Source organism: Mycobacterium parmense, assembly GCF_010730575.1.
In the GTDB taxonomy this organism is placed as follows: domain Bacteria; phylum Actinomycetota; class Actinomycetes; order Mycobacteriales; family Mycobacteriaceae; genus Mycobacterium; species Mycobacterium parmense.
Genome location: NZ_AP022614.1, coordinates 4,266,384 through 4,283,936, shown reverse-complemented (window position 1 = coordinate 4,283,936; position 17,553 = coordinate 4,266,384). Strand labels below are relative to the sequence as shown.

General features: G+C 65.2%; 17 protein-coding genes. 6 read left to right on the top strand and 11 right to left on the bottom strand.

The window, feature by feature from the left end; genetic code table 11:
* Positions 1 to 38: 38 nt before the first annotated feature.
* On the bottom strand, positions 39 to 692 hold the full coding sequence (locus G6N48_RS19770) for a TetR/AcrR family transcriptional regulator (protein WP_085270473.1): 654 nt from the start codon (positions 690 to 692) through the stop codon (positions 39 to 41).
* 100 nt (positions 693 to 792) lie between these two features.
* Between G6N48_RS19770 and G6N48_RS19765 the strand changes: the two genes are divergently transcribed.
* Positions 793 to 1,278 carry a redoxin domain-containing protein gene (locus G6N48_RS19765; protein ID WP_085270472.1) on the top strand — a complete coding sequence of 162 codons (486 nt, stop codon included), beginning with the start codon at positions 793 to 795 and terminating at the stop codon, positions 1,276 to 1,278.
* 48 nt (positions 1,279 to 1,326) lie between these two features.
* The gene (locus G6N48_RS19760) at positions 1,327 to 2,475 is read left to right on the top strand and encodes an oxidoreductase (protein ID WP_085270471.1); all 1,149 of its coding nucleotides are present in this window, start codon (positions 1,327 to 1,329) and stop codon (positions 2,473 to 2,475) included.
* Between the two features lie 57 nt (positions 2,476 to 2,532).
* Here G6N48_RS19760 and G6N48_RS19755 read toward each other — a convergent pair whose 3' ends face one another.
* Both G6N48_RS19755 and G6N48_RS19750 read right to left on the bottom strand, forming a co-directional pair.
* Positions 2,533 to 4,143, bottom strand: a complete 1,611-nt coding sequence (locus G6N48_RS19755) for an MFS transporter (protein ID WP_139825889.1) — start codon at positions 4,141 to 4,143, stop codon at positions 2,533 to 2,535.
* 221 nt (positions 4,144 to 4,364) lie between these two features.
* Positions 4,365 to 5,297 (bottom strand): DMT family transporter, encoded by a 933-nt coding sequence (locus G6N48_RS19750; protein ID WP_179969888.1) that lies wholly within the window; start codon positions 5,295 to 5,297, stop codon positions 4,365 to 4,367.
* A gap of 166 nt (positions 5,298 to 5,463) precedes the next feature.
* Between G6N48_RS19750 and G6N48_RS19745 the strand changes: the two genes are divergently transcribed.
* Complete coding sequence (locus G6N48_RS19745) at positions 5,464 to 6,315, top strand: LysR family transcriptional regulator (protein WP_085270469.1); 852 nt, start codon at positions 5,464 to 5,466, stop codon at positions 6,313 to 6,315.
* A 46-nt stretch (positions 6,316 to 6,361) separates the two neighbouring features.
* On the opposite strand, the gene G6N48_RS19740 is transcribed toward G6N48_RS19745, so the two are convergent.
* Positions 6,362 to 7,870: an MFS transporter gene (locus G6N48_RS19740; protein WP_085270468.1), complete on the bottom strand. Its 1,509-nt coding sequence runs from the start codon at positions 7,868 to 7,870 to the stop codon at positions 6,362 to 6,364.
* 284 nt (positions 7,871 to 8,154) lie between these two features.
* On the opposite strand from G6N48_RS19740, the gene G6N48_RS19735 reads away from it, so the two are divergent.
* Complete coding sequence (locus G6N48_RS19735) at positions 8,155 to 9,084, top strand: MBL fold metallo-hydrolase (RefSeq protein ID WP_085270467.1); 930 nt, start codon at positions 8,155 to 8,157, stop codon at positions 9,082 to 9,084.
* A 27-nt stretch (positions 9,085 to 9,111) separates the two neighbouring features.
* On the opposite strand, the gene G6N48_RS19730 is transcribed toward G6N48_RS19735, so the two are convergent.
* Complete coding sequence (locus tag G6N48_RS19730; RefSeq protein ID WP_161494233.1) at positions 9,112 to 10,368, bottom strand: metal-dependent hydrolase family protein; 1,257 nt, start codon at positions 10,366 to 10,368, stop codon at positions 9,112 to 9,114.
* Between the two features lie 275 nt (positions 10,369 to 10,643).
* Here G6N48_RS19730 and G6N48_RS19725 point away from each other — a divergent pair, with 275 nt between their 5' ends.
* Positions 10,644 to 11,039 carry a MarR family winged helix-turn-helix transcriptional regulator gene (locus tag G6N48_RS19725; protein WP_161494232.1) on the top strand — a complete coding sequence of 132 codons (396 nt, stop codon included), beginning with the start codon at positions 10,644 to 10,646 and terminating at the stop codon, positions 11,037 to 11,039.
* A 42-nt stretch (positions 11,040 to 11,081) separates the two neighbouring features.
* Here G6N48_RS19725 and G6N48_RS19720 read toward each other — a convergent pair whose 3' ends face one another.
* From G6N48_RS19720 to G6N48_RS19705, 4 genes are all read right to left on the bottom strand, one after another.
* The gene (locus G6N48_RS19720) at positions 11,082 to 11,705 is read right to left on the bottom strand and encodes a carboxymuconolactone decarboxylase family protein (RefSeq protein WP_139825887.1); all 624 of its coding nucleotides are present in this window, start codon (positions 11,703 to 11,705) and stop codon (positions 11,082 to 11,084) included.
* Between the two features lie 378 nt (positions 11,706 to 12,083).
* Positions 12,084 to 12,350, bottom strand: coding sequence for an SDR family oxidoreductase (locus tag G6N48_RS19715; RefSeq protein ID WP_372511353.1), 267 nt, complete (start codon positions 12,348 to 12,350; stop codon positions 12,084 to 12,086).
* Between the two features lie 127 nt (positions 12,351 to 12,477).
* Entirely contained in the window at positions 12,478 to 13,113 is a 636-nt protein-coding gene (locus tag G6N48_RS19710; protein WP_085270462.1) for a TetR/AcrR family transcriptional regulator, read from the bottom strand.
* A gap of 93 nt (positions 13,114 to 13,206) precedes the next feature.
* Entirely contained in the window at positions 13,207 to 13,824 is a 618-nt protein-coding gene (locus G6N48_RS19705) for a carboxymuconolactone decarboxylase family protein (RefSeq protein WP_085270461.1), read from the bottom strand.
* 401 nt (positions 13,825 to 14,225) lie between these two features.
* Between G6N48_RS19705 and G6N48_RS19700 the strand changes: the two genes are divergently transcribed.
* Positions 14,226 to 14,768, top strand: coding sequence for a cupin domain-containing protein (locus G6N48_RS19700; protein ID WP_085270460.1), 543 nt, complete (start codon positions 14,226 to 14,228; stop codon positions 14,766 to 14,768).
* Positions 14,769 to 14,870: 102 nt separating this feature from the next.
* On the opposite strand, the gene G6N48_RS19695 is transcribed toward G6N48_RS19700, so the two are convergent.
* The gene (locus G6N48_RS19695) at positions 14,871 to 16,424 is read right to left on the bottom strand and encodes a GMC family oxidoreductase (protein ID WP_085270459.1); all 1,554 of its coding nucleotides are present in this window, start codon (positions 16,422 to 16,424) and stop codon (positions 14,871 to 14,873) included.
* A 215-nt stretch (positions 16,425 to 16,639) separates the two neighbouring features.
* A complete protein-coding gene (locus tag G6N48_RS19690; protein WP_197745597.1) occupies positions 16,640 to 17,527 on the bottom strand; it encodes an alpha/beta hydrolase fold domain-containing protein in 888 nt (295 codons plus the stop codon).
* Positions 17,528 to 17,553: the final 26 nt, after the last annotated feature.

Below are 17,553 nucleotides of genomic sequence, written 5' to 3'. Positions count from 1 at the left end.
CAGCGGGATTGATGTGACGGCGTCTTGGCCGTAGACGTTCAGCCCCCGGCGCTGCTGCGCTCGGAAGTGCTGCACCGGTAACCGGCTACGTGCCCGAGCGCCATGTCGAGGGCGAGCCGAAGAGGACGGGCGCTGCGCGTGGCCTGCGCCATGAGCAGCCCGCCTTGCAGCGCGCTCATCATCGTCAGCGCGAGATCGTCTACGTCGGCCTCCGCGGCGAGTTCGCCGTTGTCGCGCATGGCCGCCAAGCCCGCGGAAAGATACGACTGCCATTCGGCGAAGGACCGCGCCAATTCCTGTCGCGCTGATTCAGATCGGTCGGCAAGCTCGCTCACCAGCGAGCCCAGTGGACAGCCGCCCACTCCGTGCGTCTCGCCGACCATGGTCACCAGGTGATCGCACCACCGCTGCAGCCCTTCCCAAGAGGAGATCTCGCGCAGCAACGTTTCCTGCGCCGCGATGACGCGGCCGAACTGGGTCTTGATCACCTCGCCGATAAGCGCGTCTTTGTTGTCGAAATAGTGATACAGCTGCGACCTACTGGTGCCGGTGGCGGCCATGACGGCGTCCAGGCTCGTCCCCGCCACCCCACGCTCTCGGACAAGGGACGCCGCTCCCGCCACGATGCGGGCTTTGGTGGCCGCGCCGCGATCGGTCAGCCGCGCGGCGGGACGACCCTGTTTCGACACCACGGCCGCAGAATATCCGCGCTGCGTCCGCATTGTCATTGCCAGTCCAGTTTTGTCGCACCATGATGCCGAGTAGCGAATCAACCATCGTAGAAGGACGCCGATGCCGCGACTCGACTATGGCGAGCCCTTCCCCGCGCTCAGCATTCCCGTCGTCGGTGGAGGCATGATGGCCCTGCCCGGCGACCTCGCCGGCTCCTACGGCGTCATCTTGATCTACCGCGGGTCGTGGTGCCCGTACTGCAACGCGCAGCTCGCCGCTTTCTCGCGGGCGCTCGACACCCTGGGCGAACTCGGCGTAAAGGTCGTCGCCTTCTCTGTCGATGACGAGGAGACGTCTGCCGCGCTCGTCGCCAAGCGCCGGTTGCAGTTTCCGGTCGGCCACAGCGCCGACGCCGGCAAGGTCGCCGCGGCGACAGCTGCCTACGTCAACGACGATCCGCACTATCTGCAATCGACCGGCTTCATACTGGCGCCGGATGCAACGGTTCGCCTCGCCGTCTACTCGAGCGGGGCCATCGGGCGGCTCGTCGCCGAAGACGTGGTCGGTTTCATCCGCTACTTGGCCGAGCACCCGCAAGCGCGCTGAGCGGCAACGAACTTCGATCGCAATTCGAAGACAGAGGTGACTGAATTCATGCCTGACCGGCAGCGCACGCGATACGAGTCTCTTTTCGAACCGACAGCGCTCGGCAAAGTCGACCTGGCCAACCGTGTCGCCTTGGCGCCGATGACCCGGGTAAGTGCGACAGCCGACGGGGTTCCCACCGATCGGATAGGCAGTTACTACCGGGTTTTCGCCGACGGCGGCTTTGCGCTGTTGATCACCGAAGGTCTTTACATCGATGACCAGACCAGCCAGGGATATTTCTTCCAGCCCGGGATCGCAAATCCGACCCAAGCCGCGGCGTGGCAACGGATCGTCGAGGGAGTCCACACCGCTGGATCGAGGTTCTTCGCCCAGCTGATGCACGCGGGGAGCCAGTCACAGGGCAACCCCCACTCCGCCGCCACCTGGGGACCCTCGGCAGTGCGTCCGAAAGGCAAGCAGCTGGCCATGTACCGCGGGTCCGGCCCGTTCCAGATTCCCGAGGCGATGACCGCCGAGCAGATCCGGCAAGTCCGCGCCGCATTCGTCACCGCAGCCCGATTCGCGCGCGACGCAGGCTTCGACGGTGTGGAGATCCACGGCGCCAACGGATACCTGCTCGACGAATTCCTCACCGACTACATGAACAACCGCACCGACAGCTACGGGGGAGACGTCACCAACCGAATTCGGCTGGCCCGCGAGGTCTGTCAAGACGTCGTGGCCGCGGTCGGGGCGGATATCGCCGTCGGTATCCGCATTTCGCAAGGAAAGGTCTCCGACAATCATCATCGGTGGGCGGGGCGCGAGGATGACGCGTCCGCCATCTTCACCGCGCTGTCCGACACGGGCATCGACTACCTTCATATCACCGAATATCGCGCTCTCGCACCGGCTTTCATCGGTGACGTCAAGACGTTGGCGGAGCTCGCCAAGAAATACAGCCGGTTGCCGATCATCGCCAACGGCCACCTCGACGACCCGCGCGATGCCGCCGAGATCATCGACTCGGGCGCCGCCGACGTCGTCGCCCTGGCCAAACCTGCTTTGGCCAACCGTGATTGGCCGCATCGCGTCCTCAGGGGCGAGCCCTTGTCGCCCGACCTGCCCGCCGACCTGTTCGGACCTGTCGCGAACCTCAAAGACTGGGAAGTCGCCGTTGAGTTCACCGATCCCGAGGCCGGCGCAGTGGACTAACAGCGGCGCAGGCGCATGAGGGCGGTCACCGCTTCACCATCGTGGACGTCGACCTGGTCATCGGGGTACTCGCAGGGCGACGTAGTAACCGTGCCGTCGGTCGCCGTCGACGGTATAGCGGATTGCCTGCTCGATCCCTTCGGAGTCATAACCCAGCCAGCGCTCGGTGCGCTGGCGTTCGAATTCGCTCCAGGACGCCACCGTGAACCGTTCGAGCACCGAGTCGGGCTGCCCGATGTCCTCGTACAGCCGCCAACTGTGGCCCCCCGTCCGCAGCCGGGATCGCCTCACCGCGCTCATCGCCTTGACGAACTTCTCGAGGTTCTCCTTGGCCACCCGATACCGGACCGTCACGAGTACGGGTCCGTCGTCCGGACACGGTTCGAAGGCGATCGTCGGCGTCGGCCAGGCCGTCGAGACCTCGACGCTGAGCTTCCCGGTCGCCGGCCGCAGCGGAAGCACGGCAACGCTGAGGGCGGCGACAACCAACAAGATCCCGGACCACAGCAGAGCGGCAGCCAACCCGGCGTGCGTGGCGACCAGGCCCCAGAAGTACGACCCGACGGCTTGCGTTCCTGTGAACACCAACAGGTATATCGAAAGCGCCCGTGCCCGAACCCATTGCGGCAACGTAAGCTGTGCCGCCGCGTTCAGCGTCGTCAGGGTGAGCAGCCACGCCATCCCTGAGAGCACCAAGGTAGGGGCCGATGCGGCGAAGGGCAGCCACACGGCCGCCATCGGCGCAAGGCCGTACACGGCGGCGCACACGGCCAGGAGCGCATTGTCCGACACCCGTCGGTGTAGCGGCGCGGCCACCACGACAGCGAGGACCGCGCCCAGACCGATGGCCCCCAGCGCCAGACCGTAACCACTCGCGCCAAGGTTCCACGTCCGCGCGGCGGCGATCGGCAACAGGGCCAGCAGAGCCGAGGCCGGAAACAGGAACAGCGCCGCGCGCAAGAGGATCCTGCGGAATACCGGGCCGTTGCGGACGAATCGCAGTCCGCTGAGAACGGCCTGACCCAGGTGCTCCCGTTCGATGGGCGCCCGTTGCTTGGGCCGTTGCCATGTCAGCAACGCGACGATGATCAGCGCGAACGACACCGCGTTGATCGCGAAGACCGCTGCCGGACCGGCCATTGCCACCGCGACGCCGCCGATCGCCGGTCCGATCGCTCGCGCGGAATTCGCCGAAACGCTGCCCAGTGTCGCGGCCGCCGGTATCTGCTCGCGCGGAACGATCTCGGGCTGTATCGCCTGCCAGGCGGGCCCTGTCAGCGCGGAAGCGCACCCGATGGCCACGGTGAACAGCAACAGCGATGTCGGGCCGAGCCGGCCGAGGTACGTCACAAGCGCCAGGGCCAGCGCCACCAAAACCGCGTAGGACTGCAGAAATATCAGCAGGCGGCGTCGGTCGAACAGGTCGGCGAGCACGCCGGCGAACAGGCCCAGGAGCAGCGCCGGCCCAAGACTTGCAGTCTGGACCAATGCCACGATGACGTCGCTGCTGTGCTTTTCCACCAGGAACCACTGGGCCGCCACACTTTGCATCCAGGTGCCGATGTTGGAACCGAACTGCGCGATGAACAGGGCACGGTACACCCTGTTGCGCAACGGCGCCCACGACGACGGCTGTTCGACGTCGGCGTGCTGCTGTTCTTGGTTCACCACGGAACCGCGGGCCGCGGGGCGCGACCCGCCACCGGGCGACGCCCCGGTGTCAAGGGCGAAGACCGTCGAAAAGTGCTGTCGGACATACAACCAACACCTTTCGCGTTGCGCAGAGACCCAGATTGTAGAGCACCAGGTTGACTTCGGCAGAGCCGCGGACCTCGAGTCACGGCGCCGACGAGACGTGGCGAGCGGTGAATCGTCCAAGGAAGAAGTGCTCACCGCCCGACACCCGCCAGAGCAGGTTGGGGCCCGGACGTCGAGTGGCCCGCTTGTGCGCGATGCCGCCGCAATGCCCTGCTGTTGAGCCAGCAGGCGAGACCCCCGATGAGCAGACCGACGCCGACACCGGCGTCCGGGCGCTGGCCGAGCATCAGCCACGACAGCACCCCGGCAAGCGCGGGGATGACGGCAAACAACATCGCGACCGCCCCCACCCCGTGCTTGCTGATGGCACGCACGTAGAGGCTCACCGCCAGCGTGGCGTTCAGCAGCACCATGCCGGCGACGGCGATGGCGGCCTTGGGGCCGTCATGCACCGCAAACGGCGTGCAACCCGCGAGCACTGCCGCGGGAATGAGTGCCACCGCGTTCTGCATTGCGCTCATGGCGCGAAAGTCGACCTGGGCGCAGAACCGCTGCTGGTATACACCACCGGCCGAAAGGCCCAAAAGCGCAACCACAAGCAGCAGGATCACGGGATCGACGCCGTGGGTGCTCACCAGTCTGACGGCGCACGCCGAGAGCACCGCGACGACGCCCAGGACAAGCGCAACCACTCGCTGCAGACCGAGCGGCTCGCGAAGGAACGCGGCACCCAGGATCGCGGTGGTGACCGGGTTCATGGCTACCACCACCGCGCACAGCACTGCCGGGGCCCCGAGCTGAACCGCCTCGTAGAGGCAGCAGAATTGCACGGCCTGGATGAGTAAGCCCGCTACCACGACATGACCGAACTGGGCGCCCCGCGGCCAGGGCGCTCTGGCCAGCACGGTCCAGCCGATGAGGATCGCCGCGGCCAGACCGAACCGCAGCACCAAGGCGGCCATGGGCGTCATCGCGGCCACCGCAAGCGCTCCGATCGGGTACCCGACCGCGTAGAAGAACGTCACCGCCGCCGCGGTGGTCAGTGGCATGCGCGTTGAGTCCATGAGCACCATGCTCGCGGGACGAACTCATGCAGTCCAACGATTATTAGTGACCGCAATCGATCGTGCAAGCTTATCAGTGATGGGTCATACCGCCGCCTTTAGGCCATGAGCTTGGGTTATGAGCTTGGATATTGATCACCAGAGCGAATCGGACTATGGTCTGGTCATGGCTCATGTGCTTGATATCGCACCGCTGCGCAGCCTGGTCGCCGTCGCAGATTGTGGTGGATTTCACCGCGCGGCCGCCGCTCTGCACCTCAGTCAGTCGGCGGTGAGCCAGCACCTGCGCAGGATCGAGGCGGTGGTCGGCGGGACGGTGGTCGAGCGCTCAGGCCGCGGGATCGTGTTCACCGATGTCGGCCAGAAGGTGCTGCGCCATGCCCGTACGATCCTGGCCGCGCACGACACGGCGCTGGACGATCTCGGCGCGACCGAACAGGAGCTGTTGACCATCGGTGCCACCGAGCACGGCGCCGACGTGATGCTGGCCGGGCTGACGAGCGCACTGCGTCAGCGCCTCCCCGACCGGCGAGTGCGATTTCGGCTCGACCGCAACGTGTCGCTGGCGGACTCGGTCGAGCGCGGCCTCGTCGACGTGGCGGTGATGCTGGACGGAGCGGCACTCAATCGCACCGAAGCCTCCGGAATGGTTCGACTGCAATGGATTTCGGGTCGCAGCTGCACCGCTCCGGCACGTGGGCCACTGCCTCTGGTGATCTTCTCCGAGCCGTGCACCCTGCGGGAGCCCGCCTTCTCGATCCTGGACAAGCACGCAATCGCCTACGAGATCGCCGCCGAATGCGGCGACCTGTCCGGCCTGTACGCGGCCGTGCGCTCGGGACTGGGCGTGGCGCTGCTGCCGATGATCGGCAAGCTCCCCGACGGCCTCTGCCCGGCCGAGGGCCTGCCGCCCGGCAACTACGCGTCGATACTGGTTCGCGGCCGTGCCGGCATCGACCCCGACATCCTGAGCACCGTCGACGCCGCGGTGCATGATGTCCTGGCCGCAGCGAAGTGAGCCACGGCCGCGTCGAACGCCGGTGCCGGCCGGAGCTGCTGCCTCGTCATGGTACTGCGTCGCTGTCATACGGCGGAGCCGACGAGCTCAGATCGTATATCCGTTGCGGTGAGCCATCTTCCGCATTCTCAGGGTGAGTCGGCCAGGCGGATCTTTCCCGCAGGGGACGCCGCGGCCGCTTGGTGACGGCGACCGCGCTGACGATGGCGCCAAGGAGGAACAGCACGGCGGTGGCCTGCAGCAGTCGGGCAAAACCCGCGTCGCTGAGCGTGCCCGCGGCGATGACTCCCGCGCAGCCGACCGCGGCCAGCGACGAGGTTCGCCCGACGGCGTTCTGGATCGCGGCAGCGATCCCGCTGTGCTCAGGCTCGGCAGCGGACAGGTTGAGCGCCGTCAGCGGTGTAATGGTGACGACCAGACCGATGCCCAGCACAATCCTCCCGGGCAACAGGTCCGTCAAGATGTTGAATCGTTGCGCGGAGGGCCGGATCAAGAGGACCCCCAACCCGGCGACCACCGGGCCCGCGACCAAGAAGGCCTTGGGGCCCAGCCGGGTGGCCGCGCGGCCGACGCGACGTGCGAAGAGAAGTGACATCACGGGGCTGGGCAACGTGATCAAACCCGCCACTATGGCCGGGTAGCCGACGACCTCTTGGAGGTAGAGCGCGGTGGCCAACGATCCGAGCGCGACGCCACCGTAGACGAACGCGGTCACCAGGTTGGCGCCGGCGAAATTCCGGACCGTAAACATCCGTAGCGGCACCATGGGGTTTCGGGCGCGGCGCTCCCATAACACGAATGCCAGCATCGCCCCGACCCCCAGGACCAGGAACGTCAAGACGTATTTCCACCCGCGCTGTTGCGATTCGATCAAGGCATACACCGTGGCGGCCAGGCCGATCGACGACAATGCGGCCCCGGCGACGTCGACGCGCGTCTGCGGGGCGGAGTCGGGCACCGGGCGCAGCCAAAACGTCAGGGCAAATGCGATGACCGTCGGTATCGCCGAGAAGGCATAGATCCATCGCCAGCTCAGATATTCGACCGCCAGTCCCCCCAGGAGCGGCCCGAGCGCGAACGCGCTACTGGTCCAGGCGGTCCATGACCCGATGGCCGCGGGTCGGTCGGCGGGGTCGAACGCGGAGTTGATCAGCGCCAGGGAGCCCGGCACGAGGAACGCCGCACCCAGTCCCTGCACGAGCCGTCCGGCGATCAGCATTGCCGGCGACGCTGCGAAGGCCGCCAAGAACGAGCCGGTCCCGAACGTCACGAGGCCGAAGCGCATCACCGGTATCCGCCCGAACAGGTCGGAGATGGATCCCCCCGGCAGGATCGTGGCCGCAAGCGCCAGCAGGTAAGCGCCCAGGACCCACTGCTGGAAGGAAAGGCCGCCACCGAGGTCACGCCGGATCGCTGGAAGTGCGAGCTCCGCGATGTTGCTGTCCAGAAAGGCGACCATCGACACGATGATCGCCACGACCAGGATTCGGGTCTGGTTGGCGGCGGCGCGCAACTTCGGTCCGGGTCGCGAGATGTCACCGCCCCCTGTCGTCATGAGCCGTGGCCATGGGAAAAGTATCCATGCGTAACGCCGGAAACCGTTTGTCAACATCTGGTTAATGAATGATTCATGGCTGTTGGCCGGCCTCCACCGCTGACGGAATACGTCTGAGAAGCTGCAAGCACGTCGTCGGATCGGCTAAGAGTGGGGAACCCGGCCCAGTGGGGTCGCGAATCTCTCGAATGGTTGCGCCGACGCCAGCGCCGTGGTGCTTTGGGGAGATCGCCGGCACTGCGGATCCCACGGCGGGATTGTGATTGACCGAGAGGAACTTTGCCATGGCTGATGTTCAGGTCTTTGGCGACTGCGAGGTCCGCCGCGTCGTGGAGTGGGTTGGACCGATCAAAGGGGTCGACGAGATGTTCCCCGGTACACCGCAGCAGGCATGGACGCAGAACGTGGACTGGCTGAATCCGCAGTTCTATGTGCCCGCTGACCATGCGTACCGCTGCGCCATCCAAACGTGGGTGGTGTGCTGCGAGGACAGCACCGTCGTCGTCGACACGGGGGTCGGCAACGGCCGTGACCGGCCACAGGCTCCGTTGCTGGCCGATCTGCACACCGATTTCGGTGACCGGCTCGACGCGGCGGGGATCGACCGTTTCGCCGTGGACTATGTCGTCAACACCCACATCCACTACGACCACGTCGGTTGGAACACCATGCTGGCCGGCGGCGAATGGGTCCCCACCTTCCCGAACGCCAGATACCTGGTACCGCAACGGGACCGGGACTATTTCCACCCGGACAACGCGTCCAGAATGCGGCCGCCCAAAAACGATGACGAAGCGGCCCGCTTCGCCGGCATCCGCCTGGTGTACGCCGACAGCATCGCGCCGATCGAGGAAGCCGGCCAGCTGGTCACCTGGGACGGCGAATACGTGATCGGCGACCGTCTCCGCCTGGAGCTGACGCCGGGCCATACGCCCGGGTCATCGGTGCTGTGGCTCGACGACGGCCGCGGGGCGGTATTCGCCGGCGATCTGCTGCACTGTCCCCTGCAAGTGAGCCGTCCCGACGACGTATGCAGCTTTGACCTCGACGCCGAAGCGGCCAGAACGTCGCGGCGAGACATCCTGGACCGCGCGGCGCAAACCGACAGGACAATCTTTTTCGCGCATTGTCCCGGCCCCGGAGGTTTGACGGTTGCCTTCGACGATGATCAGAACTACGTCATTGACGATTGGGCTTCGTTTCCGCCGATCTGACATAGAACCGCGCGGGGAACCTGCCGGTCAGCCAGCTGGTCTTCCATCGCGTTTGACGATCTCGCCGTTCTGCATGACCAGCGGAATGTGGCCCCCCTCAGGTTCGCTCAGCAGCGCCAGGTCCTCGAGCGGATTGCCGTCAACCACGATGAGATCGGCGATAAAGCCCTCGGCGACGCGGCCCAATTGCGCTTCCATGCGCAAGATTTCCGCATTGACCCGGGTGGCAGAACGCAGAATTTCGTTGGGCGTGAAGATCTGGGCCCGCAACGCGAACTCGGTGACCTGTCTGTCTTGTTGGGGGCCGAGCAGGTCGGTGCCGAACCCGATCTTCAGGTCATGGCTGCGCATGATGTCCAGCCCATGCAACACTCCCCTGGCCAGCTCGTGGGCCTTCTCCTGGCTGGCCGGTGGCAACCCTTGGTGCGCACCGTCTTCCACCAACGCCCAGACGGTCGCCATCGTGGGCACGACGTAGGCATCGGCCGCTGCCACCGCGGTCGCCGCCTCATCGTCGATGAAAAAGCCGTGCTCGATCGAGCGGACACCTAATTGCGCGCAACGCTTGATCCCCGCCGCGGGAAAGCAGTGGGCCATCACGTAGATGCCGTGCCGATGCGCTTCCTCTACCGCCACCCGGATCTCGTCGTCACTGAACTGCATACGGTCGAGCGGATCGGTGGGACTGGCGACGCCCCCCGAGGCCGCCAGCTTGATATGGTGAGCACCTTTTCGTGCCTCCTCCCGGACCGCCCGACGCACCTCGTCGACACCGTCTGCGATGCACGCGAAGCGAGCGGCCCCGCCCTGGCAACCACACGCCATGTCGACCTCGTCGGCCCGGCGCGCATCGAAATGGCCGCCGGTCTGGGAGATGAACCGACCAGCATGCAGCAGCCGCGGCCCGCGCTGCAGGCCCGCCTGCAGAGCAGACGCGAAACCCACGTCCGTGCCTCCGGCATCCCGAACGGTGGTAAATCCGCGGTTCAGCATCCGGGCAAGGGTTCTGAACGCGAACGCGGCAATGTACGGATAGCGTCGCCGCATCGCCCGGCCGAGATCTAGATCCGCCAGCCAGACGTGCACGTGGGCATCGATCAACCCCGGCATTAGCGTGCGCCCACGCAGGTCGATGACCTCGCACTGCGCCGGCGTCCTGACGGTTCGGCCGGTCACAGCTTCTATCCGGCCCTGGGCGACGAGGACTTGCATGCCGCGATGCAGGTCGTCGTCGCCGTCATACACCGAGGCGTTCACGAAAAGTGTCGGGGCGTTCGCAGCCAACTGCCCATCCCTTCGGGTATTCGCCAACGTCCGAGGCCTCAACGCCGTTCGAGCGCTGATCCATCCGGACCCGAGTCGACTCGGTCGGCCTTGTCGGCACCAGTCGTCATGATGACCCCAATATGCCAACATGATCGACTATTTATGTAGCATAGCTACATGTTATCGTTATCCGGCATCGCTGTCGCTGTCGTCGAAGCCGCGGGTTGCTCGCGTTGCCCCCGAAAGGCCGCAGGATGAAGCAAGATCAAGCGGCGGATTTCCGGCGTCAGTTGATGGCACTGCAGCGCCGTCTTCGCCGCGAGATGACTTCCGGCTCGGTGCCCACGTCCGACGCACTGGTACTGGGGGCGATCGAGCGCCGCGGCGCTGCGGCATCGCCGGGGCAACTCGCGGCGGACCTGCTCATGGCAACCTCCAACGTCGCGGCCTCTTTGCGGCTCCTGGAGCGCGAGGGACTCATCCGGCGTGGCCGCGACCCCGACGATGCTCGCCGTGTCCTGATCGAGATCACCGCAGCCGGCCGACGATATGTCGCCGACGATCGACGTCGACGAGACACCTGGCTCTGCGAGGCCATCAACGCGACACTGAGCAGCCGCGAGCAAGACACCCTGCGCCGTGCCGGCGAGCTGATGAAACGCCTGGCCTCCCACGGGCTGAAGCAATGAGTGGACGAAGCGTTCGTCCGAGCGCTTCGTCCACGCGCACGATCACGCAGGCATGGTTTGATCGCCGACTTTGTCGATGACTTCCTGTTCGCTTTCGGCAGGCACCCGGGTGCTGATCAGGAAACGATTGAACATGTTGTACCAACAGATCACCGCGATGTAATTGCGCGCGGTGTGATCACCGAACCGTTCCTTCAGCGCGGTCAGGGTCGCGTCTTGCAGGCCTGCATTGCTGGTGATCTCCTCGGTGGCGCGCATGACCAGAGTGGCGTCCTCGTCGAGGCCGGACACCGGGCCGTCATTCTGGATGCCTTCCTTCTCCGCATCCGTAGCGCCCAGATTGTCCAGCATCCGCAGATTCGGCCCCCACGGGTTGACGCCGCCGAGGATCTTGGCGATGCGCAGAACCACGAATTCGCGGATCTTGGGATCGACACCTTCGACACGAAATACAGCCCGCGCCAGCGCAATCATCGGGCGACCGACATCGGTGCCCATCATCATCCGTCCGTCTTTGTAGTTGCGGCCGTACTCGTGCAGGAACGTCACGTTCTCCGGTCCGAGCTCTTCATCGGTGGGCAACGGGATCGAGACCGCAAACGGGTAGCTGTCCAGGTGAGGCATGCGAAGGTCCTTTCTGCCAACGGTTCTGATGACACGGCGCACGGCACCACGTAACGACGCAATCATCGCGAACCGAGCTGCTGCTGACAGATATGAATCATAGCTATCATCTATAGCTATTGCCAGACTTGCGGCGGATCGCCTGGGAGGGATGTATAACCTCGGTGCAGGCGGAGGTAAACACTTGCACACGGGCACCGCGATTCATGGATCGCGCCGCCTGATCGCCGTGCGTTAGAGCGGCGAGGCTGATTGCGTCGTAGCTGGTTTCGACGGCATTCGCGCCCTACACCAGGGTCTCGATGAGCACAGTGGCGCCGTACCCCCTACGGACTGGCTGGATGGAATCTATCTGGATGACCACGGATTCATCCCAACCGATGCTGCGTTACCAGAGGCCGCGCTTACCGCTACCTGGGCTCATCTGGGTCGACGCCCACTGCCTTTCGAGACCTCGACGCCGTGTTGCTGAGCCACCGCCGTGCAGAGACGATCGAGATCGTCGAGGTTGGAGACATCGGCCTCGATGGCGGTCACGTTCTCGCCGATTTCCGCGACCGCCTTGTCGAGCTCAGCCTGGCGGCGGCCGGCGATGAACACGTGAGCGCCCTCGTCGACGAACCTCTTGGCGGTCGCGAGACCGATTCCGCTACTTCCTCCAGTGACGACGGCGATCTTGTTGGTCAACAACGGCATTGTGTTTCCTTGTTCGTGGGGCGCAGGGCCGGACTACGCGCGTCCGTCCCTCGACCGACGCACTCGCCGAGGTGTCAGTGCGGCGGCTGGCCCGACGGGTGGGCAACGCGGCGCCGGCTCACCGACCGGCCGGCGCGCGTCGGGGCCTGAGCTCCTCGATGCGGTCGAGGACGTCATCGAGTGCCGTTTCCAGCGGTGCGGGGTCGCGGCGCACCTGCGCGAGCAGCATCCCCCCTTCGACCGCGGCCAACAACACGGTCGCCAGGCGGTCGGGGTCGGCCTTGCGGCGCAGCTCGCCCCGATCCCACATGGCCTGCAGGCCCTCGCGGATCGCCGCTTCCCACTGGTCGAATCCCCCGACCAGGTCGCCTCGACAGTCCGGGAACGGTTCGGCCAGCTCACCGACCAGCGACCCGAGCGGGCAACCACCTGCGCAGTCGCGCTGGCGTTGGGTGTCGACGACGAAGTCTCGCCAGGCGCGCAACCCCTCCATGCTGTCCAGCCCCCCAAGCGTTGCCAGCAGAGCCTGGACGCGGTGGGCGATCACGGCTCTGATCAAGGCTTGCTTGTCCTCGAAGTAGTGGTACATCTGCGAAGCGCCAACGCCTGCAGCCTTCTGGACGTCACCGGGACTGGTGTTGGCCACACCGTGGTCGTACATCAGTTGCGCTGCGGTGGCCACGATCCGCTCCCGAGTGGCCCGTCCCTTGGGGGTGAGCCGGTGCGTGTCGGTGACCGATTCCTTCGTTGCCATCACTTTTGGCCAGGTTGGGCGAGTCCGTCGCTGCGGGCCCGCTGTCCTGATCCTCCTTCCGATCTGTCTGATCCGCCGGCGGCTTGGTCGTGGTTAGGAGCTGGCGGAGACGGTCTCCGCAGATGTCGCGGCCGGGTTGCTGTCCCGCCCGCCGATCTTGTCGGTGGTCTCCAGCGGGACGCGGCAGCCGTTGAGCCACAGGCCCATGAAGATGAAGTAGGTGATCGAGAAAATGTACTTGCGTGTCAAGTCCTCACCAAAGGTGCTCAGGAGTTCGCTGAGCGTCTCGTCGGTCAGCGTCTTCGCGCTGGCGAACTCGTCGACTGCCCGGCCCAGCAGAACGTAGTCCGAGTCGATGCCGGTGACGGGCCCGTCGGAGGCGATGGCGGCGATCTCGTCCTCGCTGAGTCCCACGTTGCGGCCGATCGCCGAGTGGACCTGCCACTCGTAGGGTGCGTCGAAAGCCTTGGCGACGCGCATCATGCACATCTGCCGGTGCTTGGGGTTGATGCCCTCGGGCCCGAAGATCGCCTGGACCGTATCGATGACGCCCGGGAAGTGCGCTCCCGTTCCGGCGAACATCTTGACGACGTTCAGCGTCGCGTCGGGCTGATAGGTGCCACCGAAGTAGGCCTCGATGACCCCCTTGATGACGTCATCATCGGGCAGCGGCACTGTCACCGTCGCCGCGTAGGTAGTCGGGATGTTCATCGCCGTTTGTCCTCCTCCACCTGCCTGCGGGCAGGGTCGCCAGCGGCTGTTCGCCTGATGTCCGGATGGTCATCGCCGCTTCAGACAGTGTAGCGCTACGAGCGACGATTATGAATCTCGCGATACAAAATATAGGGCACGCTTGGAGAATTGGTTTCGAGAAGTTCCTCGTTGAGGTGTGTCTACTCGATCAACGACCACATCGAAAACGGCCTTATCTAGCTGATTAAGCATGGTCATCAGTCGTCAACGCCTGGACCGCCTCACGGTTGACATGAACGCACAGGGCCAACATTATGTATCTGTGGATCCAGCGTATCCGCCATTCAATGGATCTGGAAATCCACGTTCGGGCAAGCCCTGCGTTGGGCGGTCCACCACCTACGAGGAGATGAAACCGAATGAAGATCAGGCGATTGACCACGGCCGAGGCCCCCACGGGCGTGGTGACGCAGACCGACGAGGTCTTTGACTCCTCGACCGTTAAGGACGCCACCTATGCTTTCGATATCTGGGGATTCGACGAGGTTCCCGAACTGCCGCTACGGCCCGAGCACGTGCTCGGTGAGTACAAGCAACTGGGCCTCTTCGGGCCGCGTGGCGGCATCCGCGTCGACATTCAGATCATTCCCCCGGTCATCGGAGACGAACCGCCGGACCTCTCGGCGACGGTGGGAAGGCTCGACCTCGGCACCGGTGGAGGGATGACGCCGGGCAAGGAAGGGGGCGGCATGCACCGCACCGACACCATCGACCTCGTCGCGGTCCTCGAAGGCGAGACGAATGTCGCCTACCCCGGCGAGGACGGCAATGAGTACGAGATCACGATCAAGGCGGGCGATTTCCTCACCCACAACGGGACGTTCCACCGCTGGCACAATCGATCGGGATCGAACTGCACACTGATGCTCATCCCGATCGCCGCCACGCGCACCACCGAGTAGCGACAGCATGAGGGCCGCCCATCAGCGCGCGCCGTCCCTTGGCCGACACCGCGCAGGTGCACCAACAAAGTGAGGACGGCGCACTGCGAGGCACCAATGAAGTCACATTCGGTGTTCGGCTTGGATGAATTGTGCGGCGCGCTCGCCAATGACGACGCAGGGGGCCATGGTGTTGGCGGTACTGATCCGCGGCATGATCGATGCGTCGGCGACACGCAGGCCCTCGATGCCGTAGACCTTGAGGTGTCCGTCGACCACCGACATGGTGTCGCGGCCCATCTTCGCCGTTCCTGAGTGGTGCCAGTAGGTGGTGACGGCGTTGCGCAAATAGGTCTCCAACTCGGCGCCGGTCAGGTCGCCCGGCATGACCTCGCGTGCGACGAATGGGCGAAGCTCGGCGGAATTGCCGATTTCACGCAGGGTTTCGATGCAGGAGATGGCAGTCTTGATGTCGTCGGGATCCGAGAGCGCGTTGGCTTCGATCCTGACGGGATCGGCCGGGTCGGCGCCCGAGAGCCGCACCCGGCCTCGGCTTTGGGGGTGCGTCGGTGCGCCGAAAAGAATCCAACTGTTCTGGGGGAGACCGTATCTGGCCGCGTTCTCAGGCGTGGCTTTCGGGAACGGCCCCACACACGCAAATAGGTCCGGTTCGTGAACGCTGGCCGCCCCGGAGTCCCAGAACAGCGTTGCCCCGACTTGCGTGCTGCCTTGCATGGTGTCGGGAAATTCCCAGACGCAGTCGAAGCCGAAGTGGTCTTGAAAGTTTCGACCAACGCCGGGCAGATGTTGACGGACCGTAATGCCGATATCATGCAACTCGTCGTGGTCTCCGATGCCGGACTGCAGGAGCACTTTGGGTGTGTGAATGGCGCCCAGCGACAGCACGACCTCGGTGTCGGCGGCCACACGATGCACCGTGCCGCCATGGACGAGCTCCACGCCAGCGGCCTGCTTGCCCGCAAAGATCACCCGGGTGACCAGCGCGTGGGGTAGGACTGTCAGGTTGGGCTTGCGTGTGTGCGGGGCGATATAGGTGCGAAACAGTGAGAGACGTCTGCCGTCACGCCAGCGAAGGTCGGTAATGGCGGCGCCACGGGTTTCCTCGGTGAGGCGGCCGTTGGGGCTCTGGTAGGTGGGAATCCCGAGGTTCCTGGCCGCATCTAGGGTCGCCGCGGCCAGGGGATGCCCATCAGGCGCGGGTTGAACGAAGATCGGTCCGCCTCTGCCGCGATAGTTGGATTCGGCGACGCCCTGCCAGTCCTCGATCTCACGGTACAGATTCACCACGGACTCGTATTCCCATGCCGATTCGCCCGATTCGGAAGCGTAATGGTCCCAATCGGCGCGGTGTCCGCGCGCCCAGATCATGGTGTTGATGCTGGACCCGCCGCCGAGCACTTTGCCCGTCGACAACGGGAGGCAGCGCCCATGAAGGCGCGGGTCGGGTTGGGCGACGAAACCCCAATCACGCTCACTGCCAAGGTTGGATGGCCATTGGTTGGCGTCGGTCACACTGGACGCGTCATCGCTGCCGCCGGCCTCCAAAAGCAGGACCTTGAGGTCGGGGTTCTCGGCTAACCGGCCCGCGACCACCGACCCTGACGACCCGGCACCGCACACGATGACGTCGTAACGCGGTTCCAACACAGTATCCACGAGGTCTCCTGACTCATTAGTTGGGTATAGCGGTAGATACCTAGGGTCACGGGCGGAAAGGCCCTGCGGTTCAATCGCACTCGACGCAAAGGGCGACGCGGGGGCTCGGTGTTAGCGGTGAACTCCTCCACACATCGAGGTGGGGCGGGGATCGCCGCTGACCCCGTTCGCCGCAACGCTTTCGCGGGCGGCGGCCTTCGACCGGTTGCATGACACTAGGCCGCCACCGTATGAATGCCGAGTGCCGAGCGCAGCCAACGACCCATTTCGGCGATCGCGCGGTCAACCGCCTCAACGCGGCCCGCTCCGATGATGAAGGAGTGCTGGCCTTCGTCGACTCGGCGCACGGTGACGTCGCTGCCCGCCTCTTTGGCCCGCTGCGAGAAGGCGACGGCGTCCGACGCGAGCAGTTCGTATTCGCCGTAATACACGGCGGTGGGAGGTAACCCGGACAGGTCTGCGGCAAGCAGGTGCACCCGCGGGTCGGTGTATTCCACCCCGGTTCCGTCGAGCCAGCACGACCGGAACAGCTCCAACAGTCCCCGCGTGAGCAGCTTGTCCCGCTCGGCATTGGTCTCGATCGTTTGGCCCGACAGCGTGACGTCGGCCCACGGCGATACCGACAGCACGGCGCCGGGCAGTGCCTCACCCCGATCCCGCAGCCGCAGCGCCAGTTCGACCGCGAGATAACCACCGATTGAGTGGCCGACGCTGGCGATCTTGGCAGGCCGGTAGCCCTGACCGAGCAGCCAGCGGTAAGCACTGTCCACGTCCTCAACCTGCGCCGGATACTTGTGCTCCGGGGAACGCCGGAAGTTCACGACAAGCGAGCGTGCGCCCGCCGCCTTGGCGATGTGCGCCGCCACCTTGCGGTCCGAATGCATCGACATCAGCACGCTGCCGCCCAAATGCGCGTGCAGGAGTACCGATTGGGGATCACTGTCGGCGGGGATGCACCACAGGGCCTCGACCCCACCGGCATCGACCTCGGCGTAGGTGACCCCTTCGGGTTCCTTGGACGCGACATGGATGTTCTCGATCACGTCGCGAATCGTCTCCAGCTCAAAATTGGGATTAGATGCTCGCCTGCCGAGGTCGGCCAAGAAATCGGCTAGATCGAACGCTCCCT

Excerpts from the sequence above, each read along its gene's own strand:
- G6N48_RS19765 (WP_085270472.1), top strand. The coding sequence starts at position 793 with ATGCCGCGACTCGACTATGGCGAGCCCTTCCCCGCGCTCAGCATTCCC.
- G6N48_RS19760 (WP_085270471.1), top strand. The coding sequence starts at position 1,327 with ATGCCTGACCGGCAGCGCACGCGATACGAGTCTCTTTTCGAACCGACA.
- G6N48_RS19750 (WP_179969888.1), bottom strand. The coding sequence starts at position 5,297 with ATGGACTCAACGCGCATGCCACTGACCACCGCGGCGGCGGTGACGTTC.
- G6N48_RS19745 (WP_085270469.1), top strand. The coding sequence starts at position 5,464 with ATGGCTCATGTGCTTGATATCGCACCGCTGCGCAGCCTGGTCGCCGTC.
- G6N48_RS19740 (WP_085270468.1), bottom strand. The coding sequence starts at position 7,870 with ATGACGACAGGGGGCGGTGACATCTCGCGACCCGGACCGAAGTTGCGC.
- G6N48_RS19735 (WP_085270467.1), top strand. The coding sequence starts at position 8,155 with ATGGCTGATGTTCAGGTCTTTGGCGACTGCGAGGTCCGCCGCGTCGTG.
- G6N48_RS19725 (WP_161494232.1), top strand. The coding sequence starts at position 10,644 with ATGGCACTGCAGCGCCGTCTTCGCCGCGAGATGACTTCCGGCTCGGTG.
- G6N48_RS19710 (WP_085270462.1), bottom strand. The coding sequence starts at position 13,113 with ATGGCAACGAAGGAATCGGTCACCGACACGCACCGGCTCACCCCCAAG.
- G6N48_RS19705 (WP_085270461.1), bottom strand. The coding sequence starts at position 13,824 with ATGAACATCCCGACTACCTACGCGGCGACGGTGACAGTGCCGCTGCCC.
- G6N48_RS19700 (WP_085270460.1), top strand. The coding sequence starts at position 14,226 with ATGAAGATCAGGCGATTGACCACGGCCGAGGCCCCCACGGGCGTGGTG.